At 44.8% G+C, this 21,345-nt stretch carries 21 protein-coding genes; 6 read left to right on the plus strand and 15 right to left on the minus strand.

Annotation, left to right across the window (positions count from 1 at the left end; translation table 11 throughout):
* Positions 1-141: 141 nt before the first annotated feature.
* Together AC3WTP_RS20140 and AC3WTP_RS20145 are read right to left on the minus strand one after the other, a co-directional pair.
* Entirely contained in the window at positions 142-1,836 is a 1,695-nt protein-coding gene (locus AC3WTP_RS20140; RefSeq protein WP_492396427.1) for a M3 family oligoendopeptidase, read from the minus strand.
* Positions 1,837-1,951: 115 nt separating this feature from the next.
* The gene (locus AC3WTP_RS20145; protein WP_492396428.1) at positions 1,952-2,638 is read right to left on the minus strand and encodes a PIG-L deacetylase family protein; all 687 of its coding nucleotides are present in this window, start codon (positions 2,636-2,638) and stop codon (positions 1,952-1,954) included.
* Positions 2,639-2,877: 239 nt separating this feature from the next.
* Between AC3WTP_RS20145 and AC3WTP_RS20150 the strand changes: the two genes are divergently transcribed.
* Positions 2,878-3,753: a serine/threonine-protein kinase gene (locus AC3WTP_RS20150; RefSeq protein ID WP_492396429.1), complete on the plus strand. Its 876-nt coding sequence runs from the start codon at positions 2,878-2,880 to the stop codon at positions 3,751-3,753.
* A gap of 66 nt (positions 3,754-3,819) precedes the next feature.
* On the opposite strand, the gene AC3WTP_RS20155 is transcribed toward AC3WTP_RS20150, so the two are convergent.
* The 4 genes from AC3WTP_RS20155 to AC3WTP_RS20170 all read right to left on the minus strand — a co-directional run bounded on the left by AC3WTP_RS20155 (position 3,820) and on the right by AC3WTP_RS20170 (position 6,560).
* Positions 3,820-4,824, minus strand: a complete 1,005-nt coding sequence (locus AC3WTP_RS20155; RefSeq protein WP_492396430.1) for a Gfo/Idh/MocA family protein — start codon at positions 4,822-4,824, stop codon at positions 3,820-3,822.
* A gap of 12 nt (positions 4,825-4,836) precedes the next feature.
* Positions 4,837-5,184: a DDE-type integrase/transposase/recombinase gene (locus AC3WTP_RS20160; RefSeq protein WP_492396431.1), complete on the minus strand. Its 348-nt coding sequence runs from the start codon at positions 5,182-5,184 to the stop codon at positions 4,837-4,839.
* A 52-nt stretch (positions 5,185-5,236) separates the two neighbouring features.
* Positions 5,237-5,782 (minus strand): hypothetical protein, encoded by a 546-nt coding sequence (locus tag AC3WTP_RS20165; protein WP_492396432.1) that lies wholly within the window; start codon positions 5,780-5,782, stop codon positions 5,237-5,239.
* Positions 5,783-5,855: 73 nt separating this feature from the next.
* Positions 5,856-6,560, minus strand: a complete 705-nt coding sequence (locus tag AC3WTP_RS20170; RefSeq protein ID WP_492396433.1) for a hypothetical protein — start codon at positions 6,558-6,560, stop codon at positions 5,856-5,858.
* Positions 6,561-7,239: 679 nt separating this feature from the next.
* Between AC3WTP_RS20170 and AC3WTP_RS20175 the strand changes: the two genes are divergently transcribed.
* On the plus strand, positions 7,240-7,596 hold the full coding sequence (locus tag AC3WTP_RS20175) for a hypothetical protein (RefSeq protein WP_492396434.1): 357 nt from the start codon (positions 7,240-7,242) through the stop codon (positions 7,594-7,596).
* A 78-nt stretch (positions 7,597-7,674) separates the two neighbouring features.
* Positions 7,675-8,427, plus strand: a complete 753-nt coding sequence (locus tag AC3WTP_RS20180) for a metallophosphoesterase family protein (protein WP_492396435.1) — start codon at positions 7,675-7,677, stop codon at positions 8,425-8,427.
* A 42-nt stretch (positions 8,428-8,469) separates the two neighbouring features.
* On the opposite strand, the gene AC3WTP_RS20185 is transcribed toward AC3WTP_RS20180, so the two are convergent.
* The 6 genes from AC3WTP_RS20185 to AC3WTP_RS20210 all read right to left on the minus strand — a co-directional run bounded on the left by AC3WTP_RS20185 (position 8,470) and on the right by AC3WTP_RS20210 (position 15,978).
* Positions 8,470-9,741: an ABC transporter substrate-binding protein gene (locus tag AC3WTP_RS20185; RefSeq protein WP_492396436.1), complete on the minus strand. Its 1,272-nt coding sequence runs from the start codon at positions 9,739-9,741 to the stop codon at positions 8,470-8,472.
* A 172-nt stretch (positions 9,742-9,913) separates the two neighbouring features.
* Positions 9,914-11,215, minus strand: coding sequence for a UDP-N-acetylglucosamine 1-carboxyvinyltransferase (gene murA / locus AC3WTP_RS20190; protein ID WP_492396437.1), 1,302 nt, complete (start codon positions 11,213-11,215; stop codon positions 9,914-9,916).
* A gap of 328 nt (positions 11,216-11,543) precedes the next feature.
* A complete protein-coding gene (locus AC3WTP_RS20195) occupies positions 11,544-12,884 on the minus strand; it encodes a murein hydrolase activator EnvC family protein (protein ID WP_492396438.1) in 1,341 nt (446 codons plus the stop codon).
* Positions 12,885-13,026: 142 nt separating this feature from the next.
* Positions 13,027-14,052 carry an LCP family protein gene (locus tag AC3WTP_RS20200; protein ID WP_492396439.1) on the minus strand — a complete coding sequence of 342 codons (1,026 nt, stop codon included), beginning with the start codon at positions 14,050-14,052 and terminating at the stop codon, positions 13,027-13,029.
* 232 nt (positions 14,053-14,284) lie between these two features.
* Positions 14,285-15,640 carry a PFL family protein gene (locus AC3WTP_RS20205; RefSeq protein WP_492396477.1) on the minus strand — a complete coding sequence of 452 codons (1,356 nt, stop codon included), beginning with the start codon at positions 15,638-15,640 and terminating at the stop codon, positions 14,285-14,287.
* A gap of 68 nt (positions 15,641-15,708) precedes the next feature.
* Positions 15,709-15,978, minus strand: a complete 270-nt coding sequence (locus AC3WTP_RS20210) for an ACT domain-containing protein (RefSeq protein WP_492396440.1) — start codon at positions 15,976-15,978, stop codon at positions 15,709-15,711.
* A 364-nt stretch (positions 15,979-16,342) separates the two neighbouring features.
* On the opposite strand from AC3WTP_RS20210, the gene AC3WTP_RS20215 reads away from it, so the two are divergent.
* Positions 16,343-16,831 carry a hypothetical protein gene (locus AC3WTP_RS20215; protein WP_492396441.1) on the plus strand — a complete coding sequence of 163 codons (489 nt, stop codon included), beginning with the start codon at positions 16,343-16,345 and terminating at the stop codon, positions 16,829-16,831.
* A gap of 395 nt (positions 16,832-17,226) precedes the next feature.
* On the opposite strand, the gene AC3WTP_RS20220 is transcribed toward AC3WTP_RS20215, so the two are convergent.
* From AC3WTP_RS20220 to AC3WTP_RS20230, 3 genes are all read right to left on the minus strand, one after another.
* Positions 17,227-18,288, minus strand: a complete 1,062-nt coding sequence (locus tag AC3WTP_RS20220) for a hydroxyacid dehydrogenase (RefSeq protein WP_492396442.1) — start codon at positions 18,286-18,288, stop codon at positions 17,227-17,229.
* Between the two features lie 64 nt (positions 18,289-18,352).
* Positions 18,353-19,093, minus strand: coding sequence for a WecB/TagA/CpsF family glycosyltransferase (locus AC3WTP_RS20225; RefSeq protein ID WP_492396443.1), 741 nt, complete (start codon positions 19,091-19,093; stop codon positions 18,353-18,355).
* Between the two features lie 82 nt (positions 19,094-19,175).
* Positions 19,176-19,688: an AAA family ATPase gene (locus AC3WTP_RS20230; RefSeq protein WP_492396478.1), complete on the minus strand. Its 513-nt coding sequence runs from the start codon at positions 19,686-19,688 to the stop codon at positions 19,176-19,178.
* A 284-nt stretch (positions 19,689-19,972) separates the two neighbouring features.
* Here AC3WTP_RS20230 and AC3WTP_RS20235 point away from each other — a divergent pair, with 284 nt between their 5' ends.
* Positions 19,973-20,392: a VOC family protein gene (locus tag AC3WTP_RS20235; RefSeq protein ID WP_492396444.1), complete on the plus strand. Its 420-nt coding sequence runs from the start codon at positions 19,973-19,975 to the stop codon at positions 20,390-20,392.
* Between the two features lie 107 nt (positions 20,393-20,499).
* On the plus strand, positions 20,500-21,318 hold the full coding sequence (locus AC3WTP_RS20240; protein ID WP_492396479.1) for an SPL family radical SAM protein: 819 nt from the start codon (positions 20,500-20,502) through the stop codon (positions 21,316-21,318).
* Positions 21,319-21,345 lie beyond the last annotated feature (27 nt).

Genomic DNA, 21,345 nt, shown 5'->3' on the forward strand with positions numbered 1-21,345 from the left:
CCAAGCTACACGGGGGCTTGGCCCCTCCCGTGACCGGACTTACACCGGTTAGATGAAGCGTGCTTCTGGGCACGCAATCGATAAAAGGCATTCCTCAAGCACGGAGATGCTCAAGGAACGCCTTATTAAGATGATATGCAATTACAGCGCTTTATCATCTACGCTGTTCAGCCAGCCTTCAATATCCCCGATGACGGAGGATATGCAGCCGTCTTCAAACGGTGAGATGAGTCCCGCATACTTCACCAGCTCTACGAACGATTGGCTTCCGCCTACCTGACAGAGCTTCAAGTAGTCCGTCCATGCTGCTTCATAGTTCTCGTTCAGGCGCTTCCAGAACTGGAATGCGCACAATTGAGCCAAGGTGTAGTCGATATAATAGAACGGCGTTTGGAAGATGTGGCCTTGCTTCTGCCAGAAGCCGCCTTGTTCAAGATAGCTGTTGCCATCGTAGTCGCGATGCGGCAGGTATTTACGCTCGATTCTGCTCCATGCCGCTTTGCGCTCTTCAGGAGTCGCTTCTGGATTCTCATATACGAAATGTTGGAATTCATCCACAGATACACCATACGGAATGAAGAGCAACGCATCAGCCAAATGCATGAACTTATACTTCTCCGTATCTTCCTTGAAGAATAGCTCCATCCACGGCCAAGTGAAGAATTCCATGCTCATCGAATGAATCTCGCACGCTTCATAAGTCGGGAAGTTATACTCCGGCACTTCGAATCTTCTGCTCTCATAGCACTGGAACGCATGGCCCGCTTCATGTGTCAATACATCGATATCGCCTGAAGTTCCATTGAAGTTCGAGAAGATAAACGGTGCGCCGTATTCAGGGAAGAATGTGCAATATCCTCCGCCCTGCTTGCCTTTCTTGCTAACTAGATCCATCAAGTTGTTGTCCACCATAAAGCTGAAGAACTCATTCATCTCTGGTGCCAACTCGGAATACATCTTGCTGCCATTCGCCACGATCCATTCCGGATCTCCCTTCGGCGTTGCATTACCGGACTTGAATATTAAGCTTTCATCGTAAAATTTCAATTGGTCCAGTTCAATCCGAGCACGTTGACGTTCCTTCAGCTTAGTAGCTACAGGAACGATATTATCAAGTACTTGCTGACGGAAGTTGGCAACCATCTCCGCATTATAGTCCGTACGGGACATACGCGCGTAGCCGAGCTCAACATAGTTCGCAAAGCCAAGCTTCTTCGCCATCTTCGTCCGAACTTTAACAAGGTCATCATAGATGCGGTCGAAATCAGCCTCATGCTCAGCCATAAACAGATAGCGAGCTTCAAACGCGCGACGGCGCATATCACGATCCTTTGAAGTTTCGAACGGTACCAATTGAGCTAAAGTCCGCTCTTCACCTTCGAACGGAATCTTAGCAGATGCGATCAATTGCGAATATTCCGTTGTCAATTTGTTCTCGAGCTGCAGATCTTCAATGATCTCAGGGCTGAATGTCTTCAGCGATAGTTCTGCCAAACGGAACAACTGGCTTCCCCATTTACTCTCGAGCTCGGAACGAAACTTCGAATTCACGAGCGCCTCATAATAATTCGTTATGTACTCCTGAATGATCGGCCCTGACTCATCCATGTACTCCTGTTCAGCTTTATAGAACTCATCATTCGTATCGATGGAGTGACGAACGCTGACAATCGTGGCTTGCGTATCAATGTTGCGGCGCAATGCATTGATGTCAGTCATCGCTTTGTCTTGCTCTTCGAAGCTGCTTGCGCTATTGAACTGGTCCAACAACTCTTTGAACTGTTGTACAATTTCACTTAGCTCAGGGCGTTTGTACGGATATTCAGTAAATTTCATCGATTATTACGCTTCCTCTCTGCATAAAGTACCTTCTATTATACTAGATGTCGACAACAAGATTCCATAAACTTCTAATATAATTAAGTTTTATAATGGGATGATCTACTTTGGACTAGAAAATAAAGTCTTCTTGTTTACCCTCGGACGGCTTGCCGTTTTCCCATACTAATGTAAATGCCTCAGTCCGCATCGCTCCCAAGCTTGGCATCTCAGGCAAATTCGGAAACACGCGCTGTACAGAGAAGCTCTGCGATTCATGCGCTTGCAGCGCGCGAGCCTTACACTCCCAATGAGGTGTAATATCGAGCATAATTGTCACTTTATGACGATCTTCCGGCAGCACCGGCGTGCAATAGTAAAGCTTCTTCACACTTGGACAGTGTCCGTTCATAATCGCTTCATTGACGGCATGATGCACCGCAATATGATCGGCATGACCGCTGACACCATCCGCCGGGAACGTGATGACGATGTCCGCTTGATGGTCTTTGACAAACTTCTCTATATGCCGAACCAGCTCTTCTCGAGGCACCTGAGTCACTTGTCCGTCTGGATATCCCAAGTGCTCAATCGTCGTCATTCCTAATATTTCGCAAGCTGTCTTCAGCTCCTGCTCACGAACAACGGCGAGCTCCTGCTTGCTCATCGGCGCCAGCAGACCGGTCTTGCCTGCATCCCCGCGTGTAGCGCTTAGCAATACGGGATTGCCGCCGCGTGCAACGATTTCACGAATTAAACATGACGAAGAGAACGTTTCATCATCGGGATGCGCAAATATGAAGGCAACCGTTGTGGACATGTGTGATTTCCCCTTTCCGATACCCATAATGTTATTGCAAGTTTAACAGGATTATTGTACCATGTTCATCACTATCTATGCTAAGCCGCAATTATGCCATTTCGCTAGGAAATACACTATTACAGTATTAACTTGTATGCAGATGACAACAGTTCCTATGGGTCATTAACAGTGCGATTCACTGCCGAGTCTGAGTTGATGCTGAGTTACGTATAAACAAAAAATAGTGAGGTGTATGAATGACAGGTATTGAGAAATGCATTGACGGGATCTCGTTCACGCTCAGGAAAGATCATGATTTCGACTGGCTCGCGAGGTATGGAAAAGTGTTTGCTGTATTCGATCAGCAGGATTCCGGCAATCTATGCTTCGGCGTACAGAGCGGAAATGAGAAATTATTTATCAAGTATGCAGGAGCACCAACGATTCATTATGGGGGAAGTACTGAAGATGCCGTTGCAAGGCTGAAGCATTCGATCTCCGTATATGAGGATATCCAGCATCCTGCTCTGATTCAATTGCTTGAGCAATCTGAATTTGGCAGCGGATATGCGGCGGTATATAAATGGGCCGATGGCGAATCCTTGCATGCGCATTGGAACTTTGACAAGTATCCGAAATACACACATCCCCAATCGCCAAATTACCGATTCGAGCAGCTGGAATTGAAGCACAAGCTGAACTGCCTCCAGACCATTTTTAGTCTGCATCAGAATGTTGCCGAGAGCGGTTATGTCGCCATCGACTTCTATGACGGCAGCATCATGTATGACTTCGACACACATAAGACTACGATATGCGATATCGACTTCTACCAAAGAGCGCCGTACATCAACACGATAGGCAGAATGTGGGGCTCTTCTCGCTTCATGTCACCTGAAGAGTTCGAACAGGGCGGAGTGATCGATGAGATCACGAATGTATTTACGATGGGCGCGACGGCATATGAGCTGCTAGGCAGCAACCATAACCGCTGCTTGGAAGAGTGGAAAGCCTCCCCATCACTGTACGAGGTAGCCAAGAAAGCCGTCAGCGCGGATCGAAGCGAACGGTATCCATCGATCAAGGCCTTCATTGCGGCTTGGAACGAAGCGCTAAGCGGCATACATACCTAAACAAATATAGCAGCCGATGAGTGAAGCCTATCTTCACGGCACCGGCTGCTATCTATTCGTTATTGCCTATTGTTCCAGCGATTCCAGGGATATCGCGCGACGTTCTTGCACCGAGCGGTTGGAAGCTTCCATCAGCTTCGTCAATTGCAGTGCCGCTGCGATATTTACGTCAGCTGTTGTTCCATTCTGAATATGGTTGACCCATTGATAGAACGCGCTCTCGCGATTAGCGAGCAACGACAGCTCCTGCCATCCGTCCGCATTTTCTGCTCCTTTGCGATTCGTCCGCAGCAGCATTTTTTCTTCCGGAGTGCCGTAGAAGAGCGAACCGTCAGTACCATGTACTTCGATCGTAAACGGTGAATATGTATTTACGAAACCAGCTTCTACGATTCCTACTGCACCTGAGCTCGTTCTCAGCACAGATACCGCGTTATCCTCCACTTGCTTGCCTGTTACGTATCCATATTGAGCAGCTACATCGATCGGCTCTTCTCCTAAGAACAAAGCTGTGAGATACATCGGATGGCACCCAAGGTCGATCAGTGCACCGCCTAAGCAGTCTTCCAAGCTGTAGAAGTGGTCTGGTAGCCAATTCGCAATCGCTCCATTATGCGACAAGCGCACTCGTACGTTCGTGATCTGACCCAACAGCTTCTCCGCCAGAATCTGTTGAATCGTCAGTGTATAACTGTCATTCAGACGAGGAAGAGATACGGTAAGCTTAACACCCGCTTCTTCGACAGCCTTCAGTATTTCATTTGCCTCATGCAAGGTTGGCGCAATAACTTTCTCAGTGAAGATATGCTTGCCTGCCTTGGCAGCCGCAATCATGACATCTCGATGCATGCGTGTAGGCGCATCAACGATAACAGCGTCGATATCGCTAGCGAGCATTTCATCTAAAGATTCATAGAAAGGCACTCCCAGCTTATTGGCAGCTTCCTTCCCGCGTTCTGTAAGCTCATCCCATACTGCAACAATCTCAGTGTCTGGATGCTCTGCCGCTTGTTTCGTATAATCCCAAGCATGTACATGCCAATAGCTAATCTTACCAATGCGCAGTGACATTATGATCTCTCCCTAATCGTAAATTTCATAAACCTGCATCCAATATAGCATAGTTGAACGTAATATAAAGTTAAAATAACATAAAACATTTATCGATAACATGATGAAGCGGGATCGTAGAATTGTATAACTCACGTGTAAATGAATAATCTCAGGAAGGAACCGATAGGAATAAGTCGAACTAGTCGTCATTCTGTCGCTTAATTTCCATCCAACGATTTGTTTCGTGTATAGGTCTAAGATGCTGGGGAGATAGAGCTTTCCTTGGCAGCACGGAATGTAGGTGATGTTGGCCATCCATTTCTCATTTGGTTTCGTTGCAGTGAAGTCTTGTTGCAGGATGTTCTGAGCGATTGGCATGTCATGATTGGAGTCTGTTGTAACAACCCTGAACAATAGAATGAATATTATACTATTTGAATGTCGCTATATTTTCACCAGTTGAGTTAAAAACCTTAATTGAAGTAACATTCTTGATATTGAAGGAATTATTCAGACTGATACAAAATGAATTATTAATTATGGGCACTCTAAATGAGGAGTTTTCATTAAGTTCATTTACGAACTCAAATGAAATCTCTTTCGAATCATTTGGCTCGAATACTACTCCCCAAATAATTTGATTATAATCATTTAGAGGGTATATAGCCCAACGAAAAGTATCATTGTTTTTTTTATTGATATCAAATTGAAATGATTGCTCATTATCGCTAGAATATTTAAACATACCATATTGATCTTTAAAATAAGTATTACCTATAATGTTTGATGACTCATCTTTATAAATAACGAAATTGTTTGTATCTGTCTCATTTGTCTGTAGAATCTCAATTTTACCACTAACCTTGTATTCAATCGCGCTCTTTAAATCTATATTTAAATTATTGTTGCTATCGATTCTCGAACTTCCCGCGCAAATTAACACAACAAGACAAAATAGCATGAATTTCCCTTCCATTGCCAAACTCCTTTCAAAAAAAACATAGAACCATAACAAGTTTAAATAAGTTACGGTTCTATGTAAACAATAATTATGGATTATCAGGATACTGTGTATTCATAAGTGGACCTTGAATCGGTCCCCAAGCTGAGTTCACAGTATTATAAGATATGGTTAATTGTCCATTAAGAGCCTGTAAGCCCGAATTACCAATACTCGCAGAAACTTGAGTTTCCTTCGTTTTATAATTATGGGCATAGGATGAATAAAGTTTAGCATGACCAGTTAACTCGAAATAAATTGACACAGTAACCTTGTATGCTTGATGATATTCATCGATCACGTTCCATAAAAAACCGTTTGATTCTGTTTTACGGTCTGTGATTAAGCTCCAAGAACTCCAACTACCATTGGAAGAAGTGCCTGTATTGATACCAGTTCTACTATAGGAATTACCATATGTCTGTCTGATATTAAGATTTTTATCAGCACCAATTGAAATTATGTCTTCCGCGTCGTGTAACTCGTCCATTTGACTCCAAGCTAAAGTAGATTCAGCTCTGTAAGCTCCTGTTTGAGTATTTACATAAATAGAACTTGATATTTGGGCATTTGCAGAAGTAGTTCTAGGAGAAATCGTATTTTCTTCAGATTGTGGTATTTTCACCCAACCATATTCTTCTAAAAGGGCATCAGTCTCAAGCATTATTGCTTTATCTGCTTTAGCATATTGTGCCGATTCAATTTCATTAATTTCAGCGGCAGATAAAACTCCTGATCTCGAATTTTTAATCATCTTAATATTATTGTCTGCTGTACTTAGGTTTTTTTGCACGAATTTTGTTACATACATAATATAACATTTACATAACTATTACTGAACGAAATGTATTCCAGTATATCCCACATAAAAATTGCGTGGTCATAATTATATTTTCATACTGACTATTTGAAATGAGGCTCTTATAAGGAAAATATGAAAAACGAACTTAGTGAAAAAAGGTGGCAATTAAGTGTGGTATCAATTGTTGAATTTGCGGTATAAGAGACCATAGAGAAGAGATGGTACGATCCTTTATGAAATATGGAGTGAGTTCAGCCATTTTGAATATCTTGAAGAAGAGAAGGTGAAAGCAAATTTTTAAGGTATGGAAATTGAGGGAACAGTGGAAAAGATCTTGAAATTGAAGAAAGAACTAGATAAGAACGCTGGTAAGCTTTCTTTAGAAAATTTTCTGCAGGAAGAGCAATAAATGCATAGATATTGCAACAACCCTATTTGTTGTGGATGATGATTTTACTTAAGCAGAATTAATTCTTTTCGATATCCTGACGTGACTGGTTTTATAAATTTCGATCTAAGTGATAAGGTGAAAAACGGACTTACTGGCAAATATGAGATGAATTGAATTCAACCCTCTAAGCCAGTAACAACGTAAACGGCCGATATCCATCCACTGATGGCCTATCACATTATGGAAGAAACTGTATTCTTCTATTTAATCGAGAAGAACGACCGCAAGCTGCTTCACGCCCATGACAGCTCCAGGTTTCCAGAGGAAACCTGGCAGTACTTAAAAAATTACCACTTGGACATTGTCATCTTGTTATGCACTTCTGGGCTACTGCCGCACTCAGGCACGCATATGAATGCGGAGACCATGTTGAAGACGAAGGAACCGTTGCGTGCAGAATGTTGTATCGATGGGAGATCAATAGTAAACGTAACGTGCTTCTCTCACAACGCAATCAATACGCATGAAGATCTATGCGCATTTTTTGAACCTCATCAGATACTGGTGGCCTATGACGTCTTGAAGATCTCGGTTTGAATAAACTTGAATATGGGTGTCTCATTAAAAATACTAAATTCTAAATAGAAATGTAATAAACTTTATGGGGGACAGTCGATGAGCAAACAGCTTGCTATTATAACAGATGTGCATGGCAATTCACCCGCACTGCGTGCGGCATTAGCTGAGATAGATCATCTGTATACAGTTGATCACATCTATTGTTTAGGGGATATGATTGGAATCGGTCCTGATTCCAATGAGGTATTGGAGCAGCTATTCGATAGAGAAGATGTCTCTATGATTACTGGCAATCATGATGAAGCGGTATTGGCATTATTGAAGGGCAGAGAGTACCCAACAAGTCATACGCACGTAAGGGAGCATCATGAATGGATCGCTAAGCGCTTAGACAGCACCTATATTTCACGATTGGAAGCCCTCCCTCGTATGCTGTCTGCAGAAGTGGAAGGTCATTCAGCACTGTTCATTCATTACCACATCGACAAAGAGTTGATCGCTGCACCGATTGCGCAGGATCCATTCAGTTCCATAGTTGAACCGAAGCTAGATGAACTAGAGCGATTATTTGCTGGATATGAATTCGATCTAATCTCCTTTGGACATCATCATCCTGTTCATTATATTCAGAGTGCCAACCGCATCTATCTGAATCCGGGCTCATTAGGCTGTTACGATAAACCATTTGCGAGATACGCGATCGTGTTAATCAGTCAACAGGGAATACATATAGAATTAAAGGCGGCAGCATACGACAATACCGCCTTCCTCGCTTCTTACGCTAAGTTCGAGGTACCTGATCGTGAGTTCATTTTAAAAATATTCCACGGGAATCAAACCGGAATATAACTCTCATTATGAAAAAGTGTCTGATCCCAATAGAGTCGTTCATCAGGGCCTATCCAGCACAGCCTGCATGTTAGCTTGTAGCATTTCCATGAATTGATCCATGTCATAATCTGTTTGGACTGCTACTTCAATTGTATGGGAAGCGATTGAATAGATATCCGTACTTTTCTGCAAATCCAGAGGAGAACTAGGCTCGTCCACATGCTGAACAGTATAGAAGGATTGCAGATGAACCTTATCCCTCTGCTTGTTGTAGGGTTCTCGCGCTGACAGTGAATCATAGACGCTGCTCATTTGATTCAGCTTAGCAAACTCTTCCCCATTTATATATTCGAGGAATTTCCATGCTTCTTCTACATGCGCTGTTTCGCTGTTGACCCCAAATACTTGATTAGGTATGGTGGAAAATATACTGCCACGGGTGACAGGATCAACCGGAACAGATACAATATCCCATGCGAAATCCTTTTCTTTCATGTTATAGAGCAAATACGAGTAATCTACTGTCATCGCTGCCTTACCTTCTGCGAATAGACCACTTTCCAGTGGATTAAGAGAAGCATCTACATCTTTCATCGTACTGATATACCCGCTCCTAGAACCTTCTATCACTTCAGAAAATATCGTCTGCCATTTATCAGAGCTAATCTCCGCATGCTTGCCTGCAGGGTCTACTAATCTAAGTTGCTGTGAATAGGCCATTTCAGTCGCCAGGCTAAACAGATCTTGTCCAGCATAATAGAGTCCGGTTATACCATCTGCTTGATCGCGATTCTTCATCGCCGTGAATTGCTTTGCTGTTTGGAATACCTCATTCCAAGTCATGCCGTCCACCGGATATTCGACTCCGTATTCATCAAACAGCTCCTTGTTATAATATAAAGCTTTCCCTACAAACGTATTAGACAGGGCATAAAGATTACCACTTCCTTTGCTGCGTAAATCAGCGATAAGATTCGGATTTATCTGATCCAGATTAAAGCTCTTCGATTGATTAATATAGGGATCGAGATTGATTAGCTTCCCTTGTTGTACTAACCACTCTATGCCGAAGTTGTACAATAGATCAGGCTCTTCATTATCGATTAACGCGTCGTAATTTGCCGATGAGAGGCCTCTTTTGTTATAAGGATCAAGAGGAATAACTTCGAAGTTAACATTCGGATATTTCATGTTGTATACATTTCCGTAGTTCTGCATGAACTCACTCTCGTTATGGTAAACCACCTTTAACGTAATTGGTTTACTCGATTCGGCCTTAGCACAGCCAGTAAGCAATACGAACAACAAGCAAGTTAACATTAATCTTTTCATCACTTCACCTCATGAGAAGAAACGTTTATTCAGAAACCTATCATATTACACTATTGTAAATGAAAGGAAGGGATTTAACTGGCAAAAAACTCCAGCTAGAGGGCTGGAGTTAAAGCAATCGTCATCTCTTCGTACGAGACTTGATCATGAAATGTTCAGTTTGTATCTAAAATTATGCAATCGTAATTTGATCGCCGCCGATCATATTGTTGGTAAACTCACCTTCACATTTTCTAAGCGTGATTCCTGCGCTCGCGTAGAGCTTGACTACATCTTCATATCCGCGTTCAATATGCTCGATTCCCGTAATCTTAGTGACTCCCTCCGCCATCAGTCCGGCTAAGATGAGAGATGTCCCTGCACGGACATCCGTAGCATGAACGATGTTGCCATACAGTTCCTTGCCGCCTGTAATGCGAGCAACTCCCTTTCTCAACTGATACTCTGCGCCTAATCTTCCCAGCTGCGCCAGATGATTATAACGATACGGATAAACTTTATCAGCAATAATGCTCTTTCCCTTAGCTTTCAAGAGAAGGCTTGTCATCGGTTGCTGTATATCTGAATTAAATATCGGATACATTCCTGTTCGAATTCGAGTGGCTCTAATCGTATTGCCGCCGTACGCGATGATCTTGTCATCACCAATTTCAAACTCCATGCCGATTTCCTCAAGTTTGCTTATACATGATTTCAGATGTTCAGGAATTACATTTTCCAATGTCAAGGTTCCCTCTGTAATGCCAACGGTCATTAGAAATGCACCCGCAATTAAGCGATCCGGAATAACCCTATAGGTGCATCCAGTTAGAGATTGTACGCCCGTTATCGATATCGTATCCGTACCTGCTCCAGTAATCTTCGCGCCCATCGTATTCAGCATCTCGCATACATCCACAATCTCAGGGTCTTTCGCACAGTTTAGAAGTGTGGTCTTACCCGTTGCTAAGGAAGCAAGCAGTATCGCATTAATCGTTGCGCCTGATGTGATGACATCAAAATAGATGCTGCAGCCCTCTAATTTCTTTGCTTCAACCGTATATGTATTATTCTCCAGAGTAACAGTCGCGCCGAAGCTCTTAAATACTTTAATATGCTGATCAATCGGACGGTCTACAAAGTTATCGCCGCCAGGATAACCTAGCTTTACTTTCTTAAATCTATGCAGTAGTCCACCAATGAAATAATAGGATGCTCTATAAGAAGATGTTAATGAAATATCCAGTTCAGCAGAAAACACATCGTCGGAATTGACGACAAGATCACCATTAAGTTTATGCTCGATCTTTAACCCGATAGACTGTCCAATTCGTTCAATCGCTTGTACGTCATATATATTCGGTATCCCTTGCAGCACGGTTTCCGTATCACCCAGCAACGCTGCTGGTATAAGCGCCAGTGAACTATTCTTGCCTCCTGGGATGATGACACTTCCATTAATAGGTGCCGCTTTTTCTACCTCAATCCATTTCATTAGCAATATCCACACTTTCGTCCTATTATAGTTTCATTATTATGCTGATTATGGTTCATGATTATGCAAAATTACATCCATTATATTACATCTAGTTCATATAAGAAAGGATAGTCGCTAAGATGTTGTTAAAGTTTGTTGAATGGTTTGCAAAACATATTCTCATCATATTCGCTGCTGCCTTCAGATACAATCCTTCAAAAGTAGTAGACTGCCAGTAAATTTCTTGCGGATTCGTTCGTATGAAAAAAAACAAGGAGCCCAAGGGCCCCCTGTTCATGTCCAATATTAATCTAGCGATTACGGTTCTTACCATGACCGCATCTTATTACCACAAATACGGCTCAGGATCGACCTTATTGCCATTCAGTCGAACCTCAAAATGCAGATGGTTGCCCGTCGAATTCCCAGTCGTTCCGACTTCACCGATCTGATCACCGACGTTGACCATATCCCCTTTAGATACTTTAATGCCACCTTCACGCATATGACCGTATAACGTCCATACGCCATCACCGTGGTCAATGATGACGCAGTTGCCGTAACCGCCCCACCATTCCGCTACTGTAACAATACCGCTCTCCGCAGCATAAATCGGCGTTCCCGCTGGAGCACCCATGTCTAAGCCGCTGTGGAATACATTTTGCTTACCCGTGACTGGATCGGTGCGCGAACCATATCGCGACGTGATCACATAGTCATCCTTCAGAGGAATCGACATCACACCGAAGCCGCTCGAGCTCTCGCTTTCCGTCTCTTCCGCTGACTCCGATTCCTGATTCTCTGCTTCAGAGTTACTCTGCTCATCCTCGCGATTCATCTCTTCTTCGCGTTGCCGCTGTTCTTCTTCGCGTTTCTGCTGTTCCTTCTGCTTCCGTTCCGCCTCGCGCGCTCTGCGCTCCTTCTCGATCTCTTCAAGCTGCTGCTGTTGCAAACCAGAGCGCATCATCGCAATTTCGACCAACAGCTTGTCCTGCTCTTCACTTAAGCTGTGCATCTCTTCGATCTCCTGATCGAAGCCCGCGATCATCACTTCCTTCTCTTGCTCCTTCTGAATCAGCGTTTGCTTCGTTGCATCCAGCTGCGCGTACAGACTGCGAACTCGCTTAAGCTCCTTCTCAATCTCCTGCTTCTTCTCGATAACGAGCTGTTTGTCGCGTTTATGATCCTCCAGCATCTTCTTATCCGTTCGAGCAATCATCTCCAGCGAATCCATTCGGCTGATAAAATCGGAGAAGCTTGTCGCGTCGAACAGCACATCCAGATAGGATGCTCTGCCATTCATATACATGAGCTGAACTCGAGAGTCCAACATCTTGGATCTCTCTTCAATACGTTGATTCGCTGCTTCCAGCTGATATCCGTTCTCCTCCAGACTCATCTCGCACTGCTCGATATCTTTCGAAACCTCAGCCATTTCTTTCATCTTCGAATCAATCTGAGAAGTGATGAGATTAAGATCGGCCTCAGTCCGATTCTTATCCGCTTCCACTGTCGAGATGGAATCCTTCGCTTCCTGCTGCTTCTTCTCCGCAGAGCGGCTCTGCTCTTCCAGCTCTTGCAGCTGTTTCGAGATATTGTTGACCTCTGAAGCTTGTCCCATATGCGGATTCACCATCGAAAATAGAACGGAAGTACACAAGATGAGTAAACACACTTTCTTCTTCAAGGTGACTCCTCCTTTATCAGCCATTCTGCAAGCTTATGTATAATGTGCGAAACGGACTGGTTTGAAAAGGCTCCCAACAAGTGCAGCTTCATTCGCACTATGCAAGAGCCTTAACATGTACCATCGCATGCATCATCCAAATTTAGTTCGTCAGGGACTTAGGCTCCATCAATGTTGCCAGCGTCGTATTCGGATCAAGCCAATTCGCGATTAGCTGCTTCGTATAAGTAAGATCCTCTTCATCAGCATCGTAATACCATATGCCGTTTCGCATCGCGCCCTCTCCATGCAGCATATAACTGCTGATGCTTGGCATACCGTCCTTCAGATATATGCTTTCAGCCGTCTCTAGTATAAAGTCTGACGTCATATTCGTAGTGAAATTGTTCCCAGCGATCTCGATCAGTTCCGGTACCTTCGTAATATTTTTCAATTGTAACAAATGATCCATATAAGAACTTAGAAAGATTCGCTGTCTCATCGTTCGATTCTCATCCGAGTCTTCGCGGTAACGAACATAGCTCAGAGCATCTTCACCATTATATATCGGTTTATTTGGCTCAATTCTTAACTTCTCATGAATCGGATTCTTATTCTCAATAACTTTAGTGATCGGCAGCTTCACACCGCCTATTGCATCGACTACATCAATCAGACCATGAAAATTAATCGTGCCATAATAATCAATTCGATTGTCCATAAGCAGCTCGATCGAATCGATGCTCATCTTGATCCCGCCATACCCATAAGCTTCATTGATCTTCGTAGGATTTTTACGACCGACGATCTCAGCATACGTATCTCGCGGTATCGATACCAACAGCACTTTATTGTCATCTGGTCTAAGTACAGAGAATATAATCGTATCTGAGCGTCCACTATCGTTCTTACGCGCATCAATCCCTAGCAGCAGGAGCGAAAATGGCTTCTTATGATCGACGGCTTCCTCTTTTTCAACTTCAATACCAATTGGAACATAAGCTCTATCTATTGCTTCCACTACATTAGGGGCGATAGTGGCCTTAAACAACACTACCGCTAACTGCTTCTGAAAGATGAATCCTAAGCTGCCAAGCAAAATGACGCTTGCAAATACAGCAATTACCCATTTCCTCGTATACCATTTCTTCGGCCTCTTTCTAGTCAATACGGTATGATTGGGGTTCATTGTCTTTCCTCCTTGATCGCATGACAGTCGTGTAGCACTTTGTCCAACAATGGCACTTTATTTCGAAATATATACTCAAGCATAATACTTATGACGCATCTATATTGAAAATGTTTCCATCAAAAAAGCTGAAATTCGCAAAAAAAACCCTCCACAGCACCGGAAGGCGAGTACATCAAAGTACTTTCCTAACGGACTATAGAGGGTGCATATGGCAGCATCTGCTGCGATTTTAGTTTTTCAAGCTCTGAAGCGGTGCTGGAATCTGTCCGCCGCGCTTAATGAACTTCATCGGCGAATATTGGTTTACTTTCATGACTGGCCCTGTGCCGAACAGTCCGCCAAACTCTAGTTGTTCGCCTTCTTTCTTTCCGATGGCAGGAATGACGCGAACTGCTGTTGTCTTGAAGTTCACCATGCCGATTGCGGCTTCATCCGCAATGATACCCGAGATCACTTCGCTCGGCGTGTCGCCTGGAATAACGATCATGTCGAGTCCGACGGAGCAGACAGCCGTCATCGCTTCCAGCTTCTCAAGGCTGAGCGCGCCGGAACGCGCTGCCGCGATCATGCCTGCGTCTTCCGATACAGGGATAAATGCGCCAGACAAGCCGCCAACTCTCGATGACGCCATAACGCCGCCTTTCTTCACAGCGTCATTGAGCATAGCCAGCGCTGCAGTCGTACCGTAGGCACCGCAGGATTCCAGCCCGATCTCTTCGAGTATATGGGCAACCGAATCACCGATTGCAGGTGTTGGCGCTAGCGAGAGATCCACGATTCCAAATGGAACGCCGAGACGCTCGCTCGCTACCGTACCAACAAGCTGCCCCATCCGTGTAATCTTGAAGGCGGTCTTCTTGATGATGTCCGCTACTTGTGTAAGATCGATATCGTCCGGCGCGTTCGCGATTGCGGCACGAACAACACCTGGTCCGGACACGCCTACGTTGATCACGCAGTCTCCTTCACCCACACCGTGAAACGCTCCTGCCATGAACGGGTTGTCATCAACCGCGTTGCAGAAGATGACCAGCTTAGCCGGTCCGAAGCAGTTGGTGTCCACCGTCAGTTCAGCGGATTCACGCACGATCTTGCCCATCAACGCGACGGCATCCATGTTGATACCAGCCTTCGTCGATCCTACATTAACAGAGGAGCAGACATGCTCCGTTTCCTTCATCGCACGCGGAATCGATTCGATCAGCTCGCGGTCTCCCGCTGCAAAGCCCTTCTGCACCAAAGCGGAGTAGCCGCCGATAAAGTTAACGCCTACCGTCTTGGCTGCGCGATCAAGTGTTTTTGCGTATAGAACCGGGTCGCCGCCGCTTACTGCGCTCAATACAGAGATCGGAGTAACCGAGATCCGCTTATTAATAATCGGGATACCGTATTCCTTTTCAATATCGTCGCCAACCTTAACAAGGTCACGTGCCAGTCGGCATATTTTCGCATATACCTTTTCACAGCTCTTCTCAATATCGGTGTCAGCACAATCAATCAACGAGATCCCCATCGTGATCGTGCGAATATCCAGATTCTGATCCTGAATCATTTGAATCGTTTCTAATATTTCCGAGTTATTTATCATTAACGTACATTCCTTTCAAGCCTTAGATGTGCAATATGTGGTTGTAAGCTCTTCTGAAATGCAGCTTAAATGCGGTGCATTGAATTGAAGATGTCCTCGTGCATCACGTGAATCACCAGTCCATGCTGTTCGCCTTCTGCTTTCATTCTATCTGCAAGCTCACTTAAGCCACAGGAAATTCGAGCGATATCCACGATCATAATCATAGCAAACAATTCTTGCAGTACAGTCTGGCTAACTTCGATTACGTTTGCGTTATGATTTGCACACATTGTGCTGACTCGAGCAAGAATGCCGACTGTGTCTTTCCCCGTTACTGTAATTACTGCTCTCATGTTGGATGTTCCTTTCTTGTGGCTTATCAAAACCATTATTCATTGTGAGTGTCCTCCACTAATTTCAACGGAATCGCATTTTCGAGAAAGCATGTCCATCAGTCAAAATTAGTTTCAATATTTTATTATCCTACAAACCAGCCTATATCGCCATATATTTTCACACATTAAAGCAGTTGTTTATGTCTGACAGCCCTTATCATCGGTATTCTTCCCCAGTAAAGGTAAATTGTACACTTGGTTTACGATAATCTCCTTTCCACATACCTACAGGGAAGGTATACTCTGTATAAATTGATAAGTTGAATGGCTATGCACCAACCTGTTGGTGATTTTTATTTGCACATGAAATGAAGGTGATCGGATGAAAAAATTGCGGCTCCTATTTGCACTCTTGTTTACAGTGGAGTTCATCGGGGTCTTGTTCGTACTCTATGATCTATTCACACGTTATAGCGGTGTTATGAGCAGCGGATTTCTTCTTTCATTGGCTTTGATTGGTTTATTATCATGCACGTTCACGAAGCAATTATCACCTATAAGATTCAAGATATTAACTGGCCTGCAGATCACGTTATTACTCCTAATTCCGATCATCATCGGAGTCTTCTATCCTAACTACTCCTACGAAGAAGCTAAGACATTGCTCATGACACACAAGCTAGATGCCCGAGAATTCCAGATTCAAAACATGGAGAAGCAGAACATTAGCCTTGACAATACTGGAAATCCGTTTATTGAGCGCGGGTATTATTTTGCAGTGAACGAAAATGGTGTGGAAGTGGAGTATGTAATTAACCCTGTCAGCGGAAATATTCACGCTCTGAAAGGCGAGCACGCCTTTGGTGGCTGAGACGTCAATTTGCGATGTCTCAGCACGCGCGCGGGGCTTTCTTAGGGCTGAGATGCTGGTTTTCTGCATCTCAGCCTCTTTTTCGCCGCCGCGCAGGCCACTTTGGCGGCCGAGACGTCAATTCGCGACGTCTCGGCCCGCGCGCGGGGCTTTTTTGGGGCTGAGATGCTGGTTTTCTGCATCTCAGCCCCATTTTTGCCGCCGCGCAGGCGCCTTTGGCGGCTGAGACGCCAATTTGCGACGTCTCAAACCGCGTGCGGGGCCTTTTTGGGGCTGAGATGCTCGTTTTCTGCATCTCAGCCTCTTTTTCGCCGCCACGAGCACGCCTTTGGCGGCTCAGCCCCGGCAGACAACCAAAAGGACCGTGGATACAACGCATCCACGGTCCTTTTGGTTTATGCATTCGTCATCTTGCTCGCGTAGAAGCGATCGATCTCGCACTTCAACTCTCTGCCTTCGATATATCGATGAATATTATCGATGAGAGACTCGGTTACGATAAGGCGACGGTCAATTGTAGGTCCTCCCATATGAGGCATGAGCAGTGCATTATCCAGCTCCATCAGTCGATGACCTGGAGGAAGAGGCTCAACTTCGTACACATCGAGCACGGCTCTTATATTTCTGCGCGCAAGCACTCTGCACATCGCCTCTTCGTGTATAATCGCTCCGCGAGCGGTATTAATTAGTAAAGCTCCATCCCGCATCATATCCAGCAGCTCTTCTGTGATCATATGATAATTAGCAGACGTCATGGCGCTATGAATGGACACAATATCACAAGTAGAGAATATCTCCTCCAAGGAAGCCTTCTGCATCCCGTGCTTATCCAGCTCCTCTTGTGAAATATGCCTTGAATAGACCTTAATCTTAGCATGAAATACTTTCAGCATCTGGACGACCATCTGAGAGATCATGCCATACCCTACGATGCCGATCGTCTTATCCAGCAGCCCCTCATTATAGAAGCTGGACGGCCACTTCCCTTGCTTTAATTCTCCTGAATACCGAGGAATGTCTCGTAACGCCGCGAGGGCATAAGCGATGACACTTTCTGCAACCGACTCCGCAAACACCTCATTCCCGGTGACGACACGAATACCTTTATCGTACACCGCATCCGTAATATAAGGTTTCGCCGATCCGCCTGTATGCGCGATCAAGCGCAGCTTGTTCGCATTCTGCAGCACAGCTTCATCCAGAATAGGCACTCCCCAGCCTGTTATGCAGATGTCCATATCCTTCAGCTGCTCACTGAACTGTTCTGGAGTATAGTGCGCGCTCTGCTCATTCCAGTAGACTTCCCCTACTTCTTCAAGCTTCCGAATCAGTTCCTCATTAAAAAAAGTATTAAAGATGTTTCCCTTCGGTATAGCGACTAATATGTTCAGGTTACTCATTCCACTCTCACCCTTCTGTTCACCAGTCATGCTGAATGGGGATAGTAACTGCATCATACGCATCCTCACTGTCATGGTATCGCCATTCGCAGCTTTGGTGTGATGTCTTCTTATTACTAGTCTATGAATTTTTTTCCTTATATAAGATGGCTCTTATCGCAAATCGAGGCAAGATCAATTGTCTGCGCCATCTGGACGGTTGATGAAGCAGCCTGTGCAGCCACTCCAGATGCATGCGCTGCCAGATCAGCGGCGCCCGCTTCACCTTGCCGGCAATGATATCGAGACTCCCGCCGACACCTATTGCCATCTTCGAATGTAGAGATAATTTATACTTATGAATCCACCGTTCCGCATATGGAGCGCCAAGCGCTACAACGAGTACGTCAGGTTCTAGACTTCGAATTTCCTCAACGATACCGCTCTCCTCTTCCTGACGGAAGAACCCGTGATGCCTACCTAGCAAGGAGACGTTCGGATACTTTTGCGCAATCACCATTGACGCTTTGCGGCTCGTTTCTTCGTCTGCACCCAGCAAGTAGAAGGACCATCCTTTCTCGTTGCCGACCTCCAGCATTTTAATAAGAAGATCACAGCCAGTTACCCGCTCTGGAAGATTGCCACCCTTGATACGGGACACCATGACGATACCGATACCATCAGCCGTTATGAGCCCCGCCTCATCCACAATGGACCGCAGATGCTGATCCTTCTGGCACGACATGACGATTTCTGGATTAACCGTAACCACATGAAACAGATCAGATCTATCCTGATCAATAACCTCACTGACACGCTGCAGCGTCTGATCTAATGTCATCTTGGGAAATGGAATCCCCATGATCTTCGCAACATGTTCCATAGGAGAGTATGCTCACCGCCCTAATTAATATAGGCAGATATTATCATATTTTCATATATTGCGCTATTAAATGCACAACTTACTAGGATTCGACCAACCGGTATCTTGGGAAATTGATAATCTCATCAATCGTTTGATCAAGGGTAGCAACTGACATCGTGCTCGTATCGAGCACGTGCTTCGGATCTAATCCCGATTCCATAAACTCATCTATTAGAATCAAGCAGCGTTCGCCCACTTGACACTCTGGATCTCTCAACGCATCTCGGCTCAATAAGGTTTCCTTATCCGTCCACAACACCACATAAACGACTAGCACGTCCAATCCCTTCAGCTGCTCTTTGAACCACTTCACTTCATCTGGAAATGCAACATAATCCACAACTACATCATTACCATGCTCCACAAAGTTTCTAGTCACTTGCAGGATATTGCTCCATATGAGCGACAGCTCTTCTTGGCTCTCCCACGGCTTCCTGCGTCCATTGATATGCATATGGCTGATGTCGTCTCCAGACACATATGCGCTGTTGCAGAATCGTCGAACGAGTGCTTGAGAAGTGGTGGATTTGCCAACTCCCGCAGGTCCCGATATGACATATACAGTTCGTTTATTACCATATAACGATCACTTTTATCACCTCTGCTGAACGATGAGCAATTGCCCTGTCTCTAGTATATCGCAATTACACCCTATCACGAACAAGATAATGCACAACTATCGCCTTGCAGCATCAATCCGGTACACCCATTTTTGAATGTCGAAACAAGCTTAAGTACTCCCGCTATCGAGCTTTTTGCATCCCAAGAAAACTATGTTATAATAACCCAGCAAACCACTTAAATTATTAATATTTCAAATTAAAAGGAGTGCTCGCTATGGCTATTCAAGTGTACCTTAATTTCAATGGCAACTGTCGTGAAGCGGTTGAGTTCTATGCACAAGTGTTTGGTACAGAACAACCCGAGATTATGACCTTCGGAGCTACGCCGCCTAACCCTGAATACCCGCTCCCGGAGGAAGCCAAGCATCTCGTCATGCACACGCGGCTTAATATTGATGGAAGCACTGTGATGTTTTCTGATGTATTTCCAGGAATGCCGTTTGTTGCGGGCAACAATGTCAGCTTATCGGTCGTCAGCAACAATGAAGACAATATCAAGTCTTGGTTTAACCAGCTGAAGGAAGGCGGCAAGGTTGCAATGGAGCTCCAAGAAACATTCTGGAGCAAATGCTACGGCAGTCTAACGGATAAGTTCGGCATCGAGTGGCAGTTCAATTATGAAAATGAAGCATAAGAATAAATAAACAACTGTGAGGGCTGGGGACTAACCAGCCTTTTTCAATTGTTATCTGTATAGGCTGAGGAGAAATATACGATCTGTACGAAAGGGAGTGGACCATGATGGGCATTGCATATGAATACAAATTACCGAAGACCCTCCTGAATAAAGGAACCGGCTTCCTTGCAGGCTATAGCCACTCCCTTAATCCTTACACAGGATGCTCGTTCGGTTGCTCGTATTGCTATGTCCGACAGATGCCGGTTTCCGTCTTCCGTAAATCGCAATGGGGAACATGGGTAGATATCAAGAAAGAGGCCGCAGTCGTATTTCGCAAAGAACTGCAAAGAGCGAAATCGAAGGGACCTGTCACGATCTTTATGTCCTCAAGCACCGACCCTTATCAACCGATTGAGTACAAAGAACAGATCACAAGATCCCTGCTTGAGGTAATGGTTAGCGACTCGCCTGACTTTGTTCTTGTACAGACACGAAGCCCATTGGTGCGAAGAGATATCGATCTCTTGCTGCAGCTTGGAAAGAAAGTTCGTGTAAGCATGACGGTTGAGACTGACCGTGAAGAGCTTCGAAAGCATTTTTCGCCGAGCGCCCCTCCTATTGCCGCTAGATTACAGACACTTCAGTTGCTAGCAGAGGCTGGTATTCCGACACAAGCCACAGTTGCGCCAATGCTGCCATGCAGCAATCGTTTTGCGGAAGCGCTGCGGCCGTTCGTGAATCGAGTCTGCATCGACGATTACTTTATGGGAGACGGAAGCGGCGGAAGGCGCACCCGCCAATTAGGCATCCAGCAGTTATATGAACAGCCGGACTTAGAAGAATGGTATCACCCTGCCGCCTACAACAGGGTATACGACCAATTCAAGCTTCATTTTCCAGAAGACCAGCTCTATGTGAGTCAACACGGATTCGAACCTTAATGCGGAAAATTAATACGAGTCCAATTC

It is taken from the genome of Paenibacillus sp. EB106-04-04-XG159, assembly GCF_058791835.1.

Excerpts from the sequence above, each read along its gene's own strand:
- AC3WTP_RS20215 (WP_492396441.1), top strand. The coding sequence starts at position 16,343 with ATGAAAAAATTGCGGCTCCTATTTGCACTCTTGTTTACAGTGGAGTTC.
- AC3WTP_RS20150 (WP_492396429.1), top strand. The coding sequence starts at position 2,878 with ATGACAGGTATTGAGAAATGCATTGACGGGATCTCGTTCACGCTCAGG.
- AC3WTP_RS20185 (WP_492396436.1), bottom strand. The coding sequence starts at position 9,741 with ATGAAAAGATTAATGTTAACTTGCTTGTTGTTCGTATTGCTTACTGGC.
- AC3WTP_RS20165 (WP_492396432.1), bottom strand. The coding sequence starts at position 5,782 with ATGGAAGGGAAATTCATGCTATTTTGTCTTGTTGTGTTAATTTGCGCG.
- AC3WTP_RS20235 (WP_492396444.1), top strand. The coding sequence starts at position 19,973 with ATGGCTATTCAAGTGTACCTTAATTTCAATGGCAACTGTCGTGAAGCG.
- AC3WTP_RS20180 (WP_492396435.1), top strand. The coding sequence starts at position 7,675 with ATGAGCAAACAGCTTGCTATTATAACAGATGTGCATGGCAATTCACCC.
- AC3WTP_RS20210 (WP_492396440.1), bottom strand. The coding sequence starts at position 15,978 with ATGAGAGCAGTAATTACAGTAACGGGGAAAGACACAGTCGGCATTCTT.
- murA (WP_492396437.1), bottom strand. The coding sequence starts at position 11,215 with ATGAAATGGATTGAGGTAGAAAAAGCGGCACCTATTAATGGAAGTGTC.
- AC3WTP_RS20225 (WP_492396443.1), bottom strand. The coding sequence starts at position 19,093 with ATGGAACATGTTGCGAAGATCATGGGGATTCCATTTCCCAAGATGACA.
- AC3WTP_RS20200 (WP_492396439.1), bottom strand. The coding sequence starts at position 14,052 with ATGAACCCCAATCATACCGTATTGACTAGAAAGAGGCCGAAGAAATGG.
- AC3WTP_RS20220 (WP_492396442.1), bottom strand. The coding sequence starts at position 18,288 with ATGATGCAGTTACTATCCCCATTCAGCATGACTGGTGAACAGAAGGGT.
- AC3WTP_RS20155 (WP_492396430.1), bottom strand. The coding sequence starts at position 4,824 with ATGTCACTGCGCATTGGTAAGATTAGCTATTGGCATGTACATGCTTGG.
- AC3WTP_RS20170 (WP_492396433.1), bottom strand. The coding sequence starts at position 6,560 with ATGATTAAAAATTCGAGATCAGGAGTTTTATCTGCCGCTGAAATTAAT.
- AC3WTP_RS20240 (WP_492396479.1), top strand. The coding sequence starts at position 20,500 with ATGGGCATTGCATATGAATACAAATTACCGAAGACCCTCCTGAATAAA.
- AC3WTP_RS20145 (WP_492396428.1), bottom strand. The coding sequence starts at position 2,638 with ATGTCCACAACGGTTGCCTTCATATTTGCGCATCCCGATGATGAAACG.
- AC3WTP_RS20160 (WP_492396431.1), bottom strand. The coding sequence starts at position 5,184 with ATGCCAATCGCTCAGAACATCCTGCAACAAGACTTCACTGCAACGAAA.
- AC3WTP_RS20175 (WP_492396434.1), top strand. The coding sequence starts at position 7,240 with ATGGAAGAAACTGTATTCTTCTATTTAATCGAGAAGAACGACCGCAAG.
- AC3WTP_RS20140 (WP_492396427.1), bottom strand. The coding sequence starts at position 1,836 with ATGAAATTTACTGAATATCCGTACAAACGCCCTGAGCTAAGTGAAATT.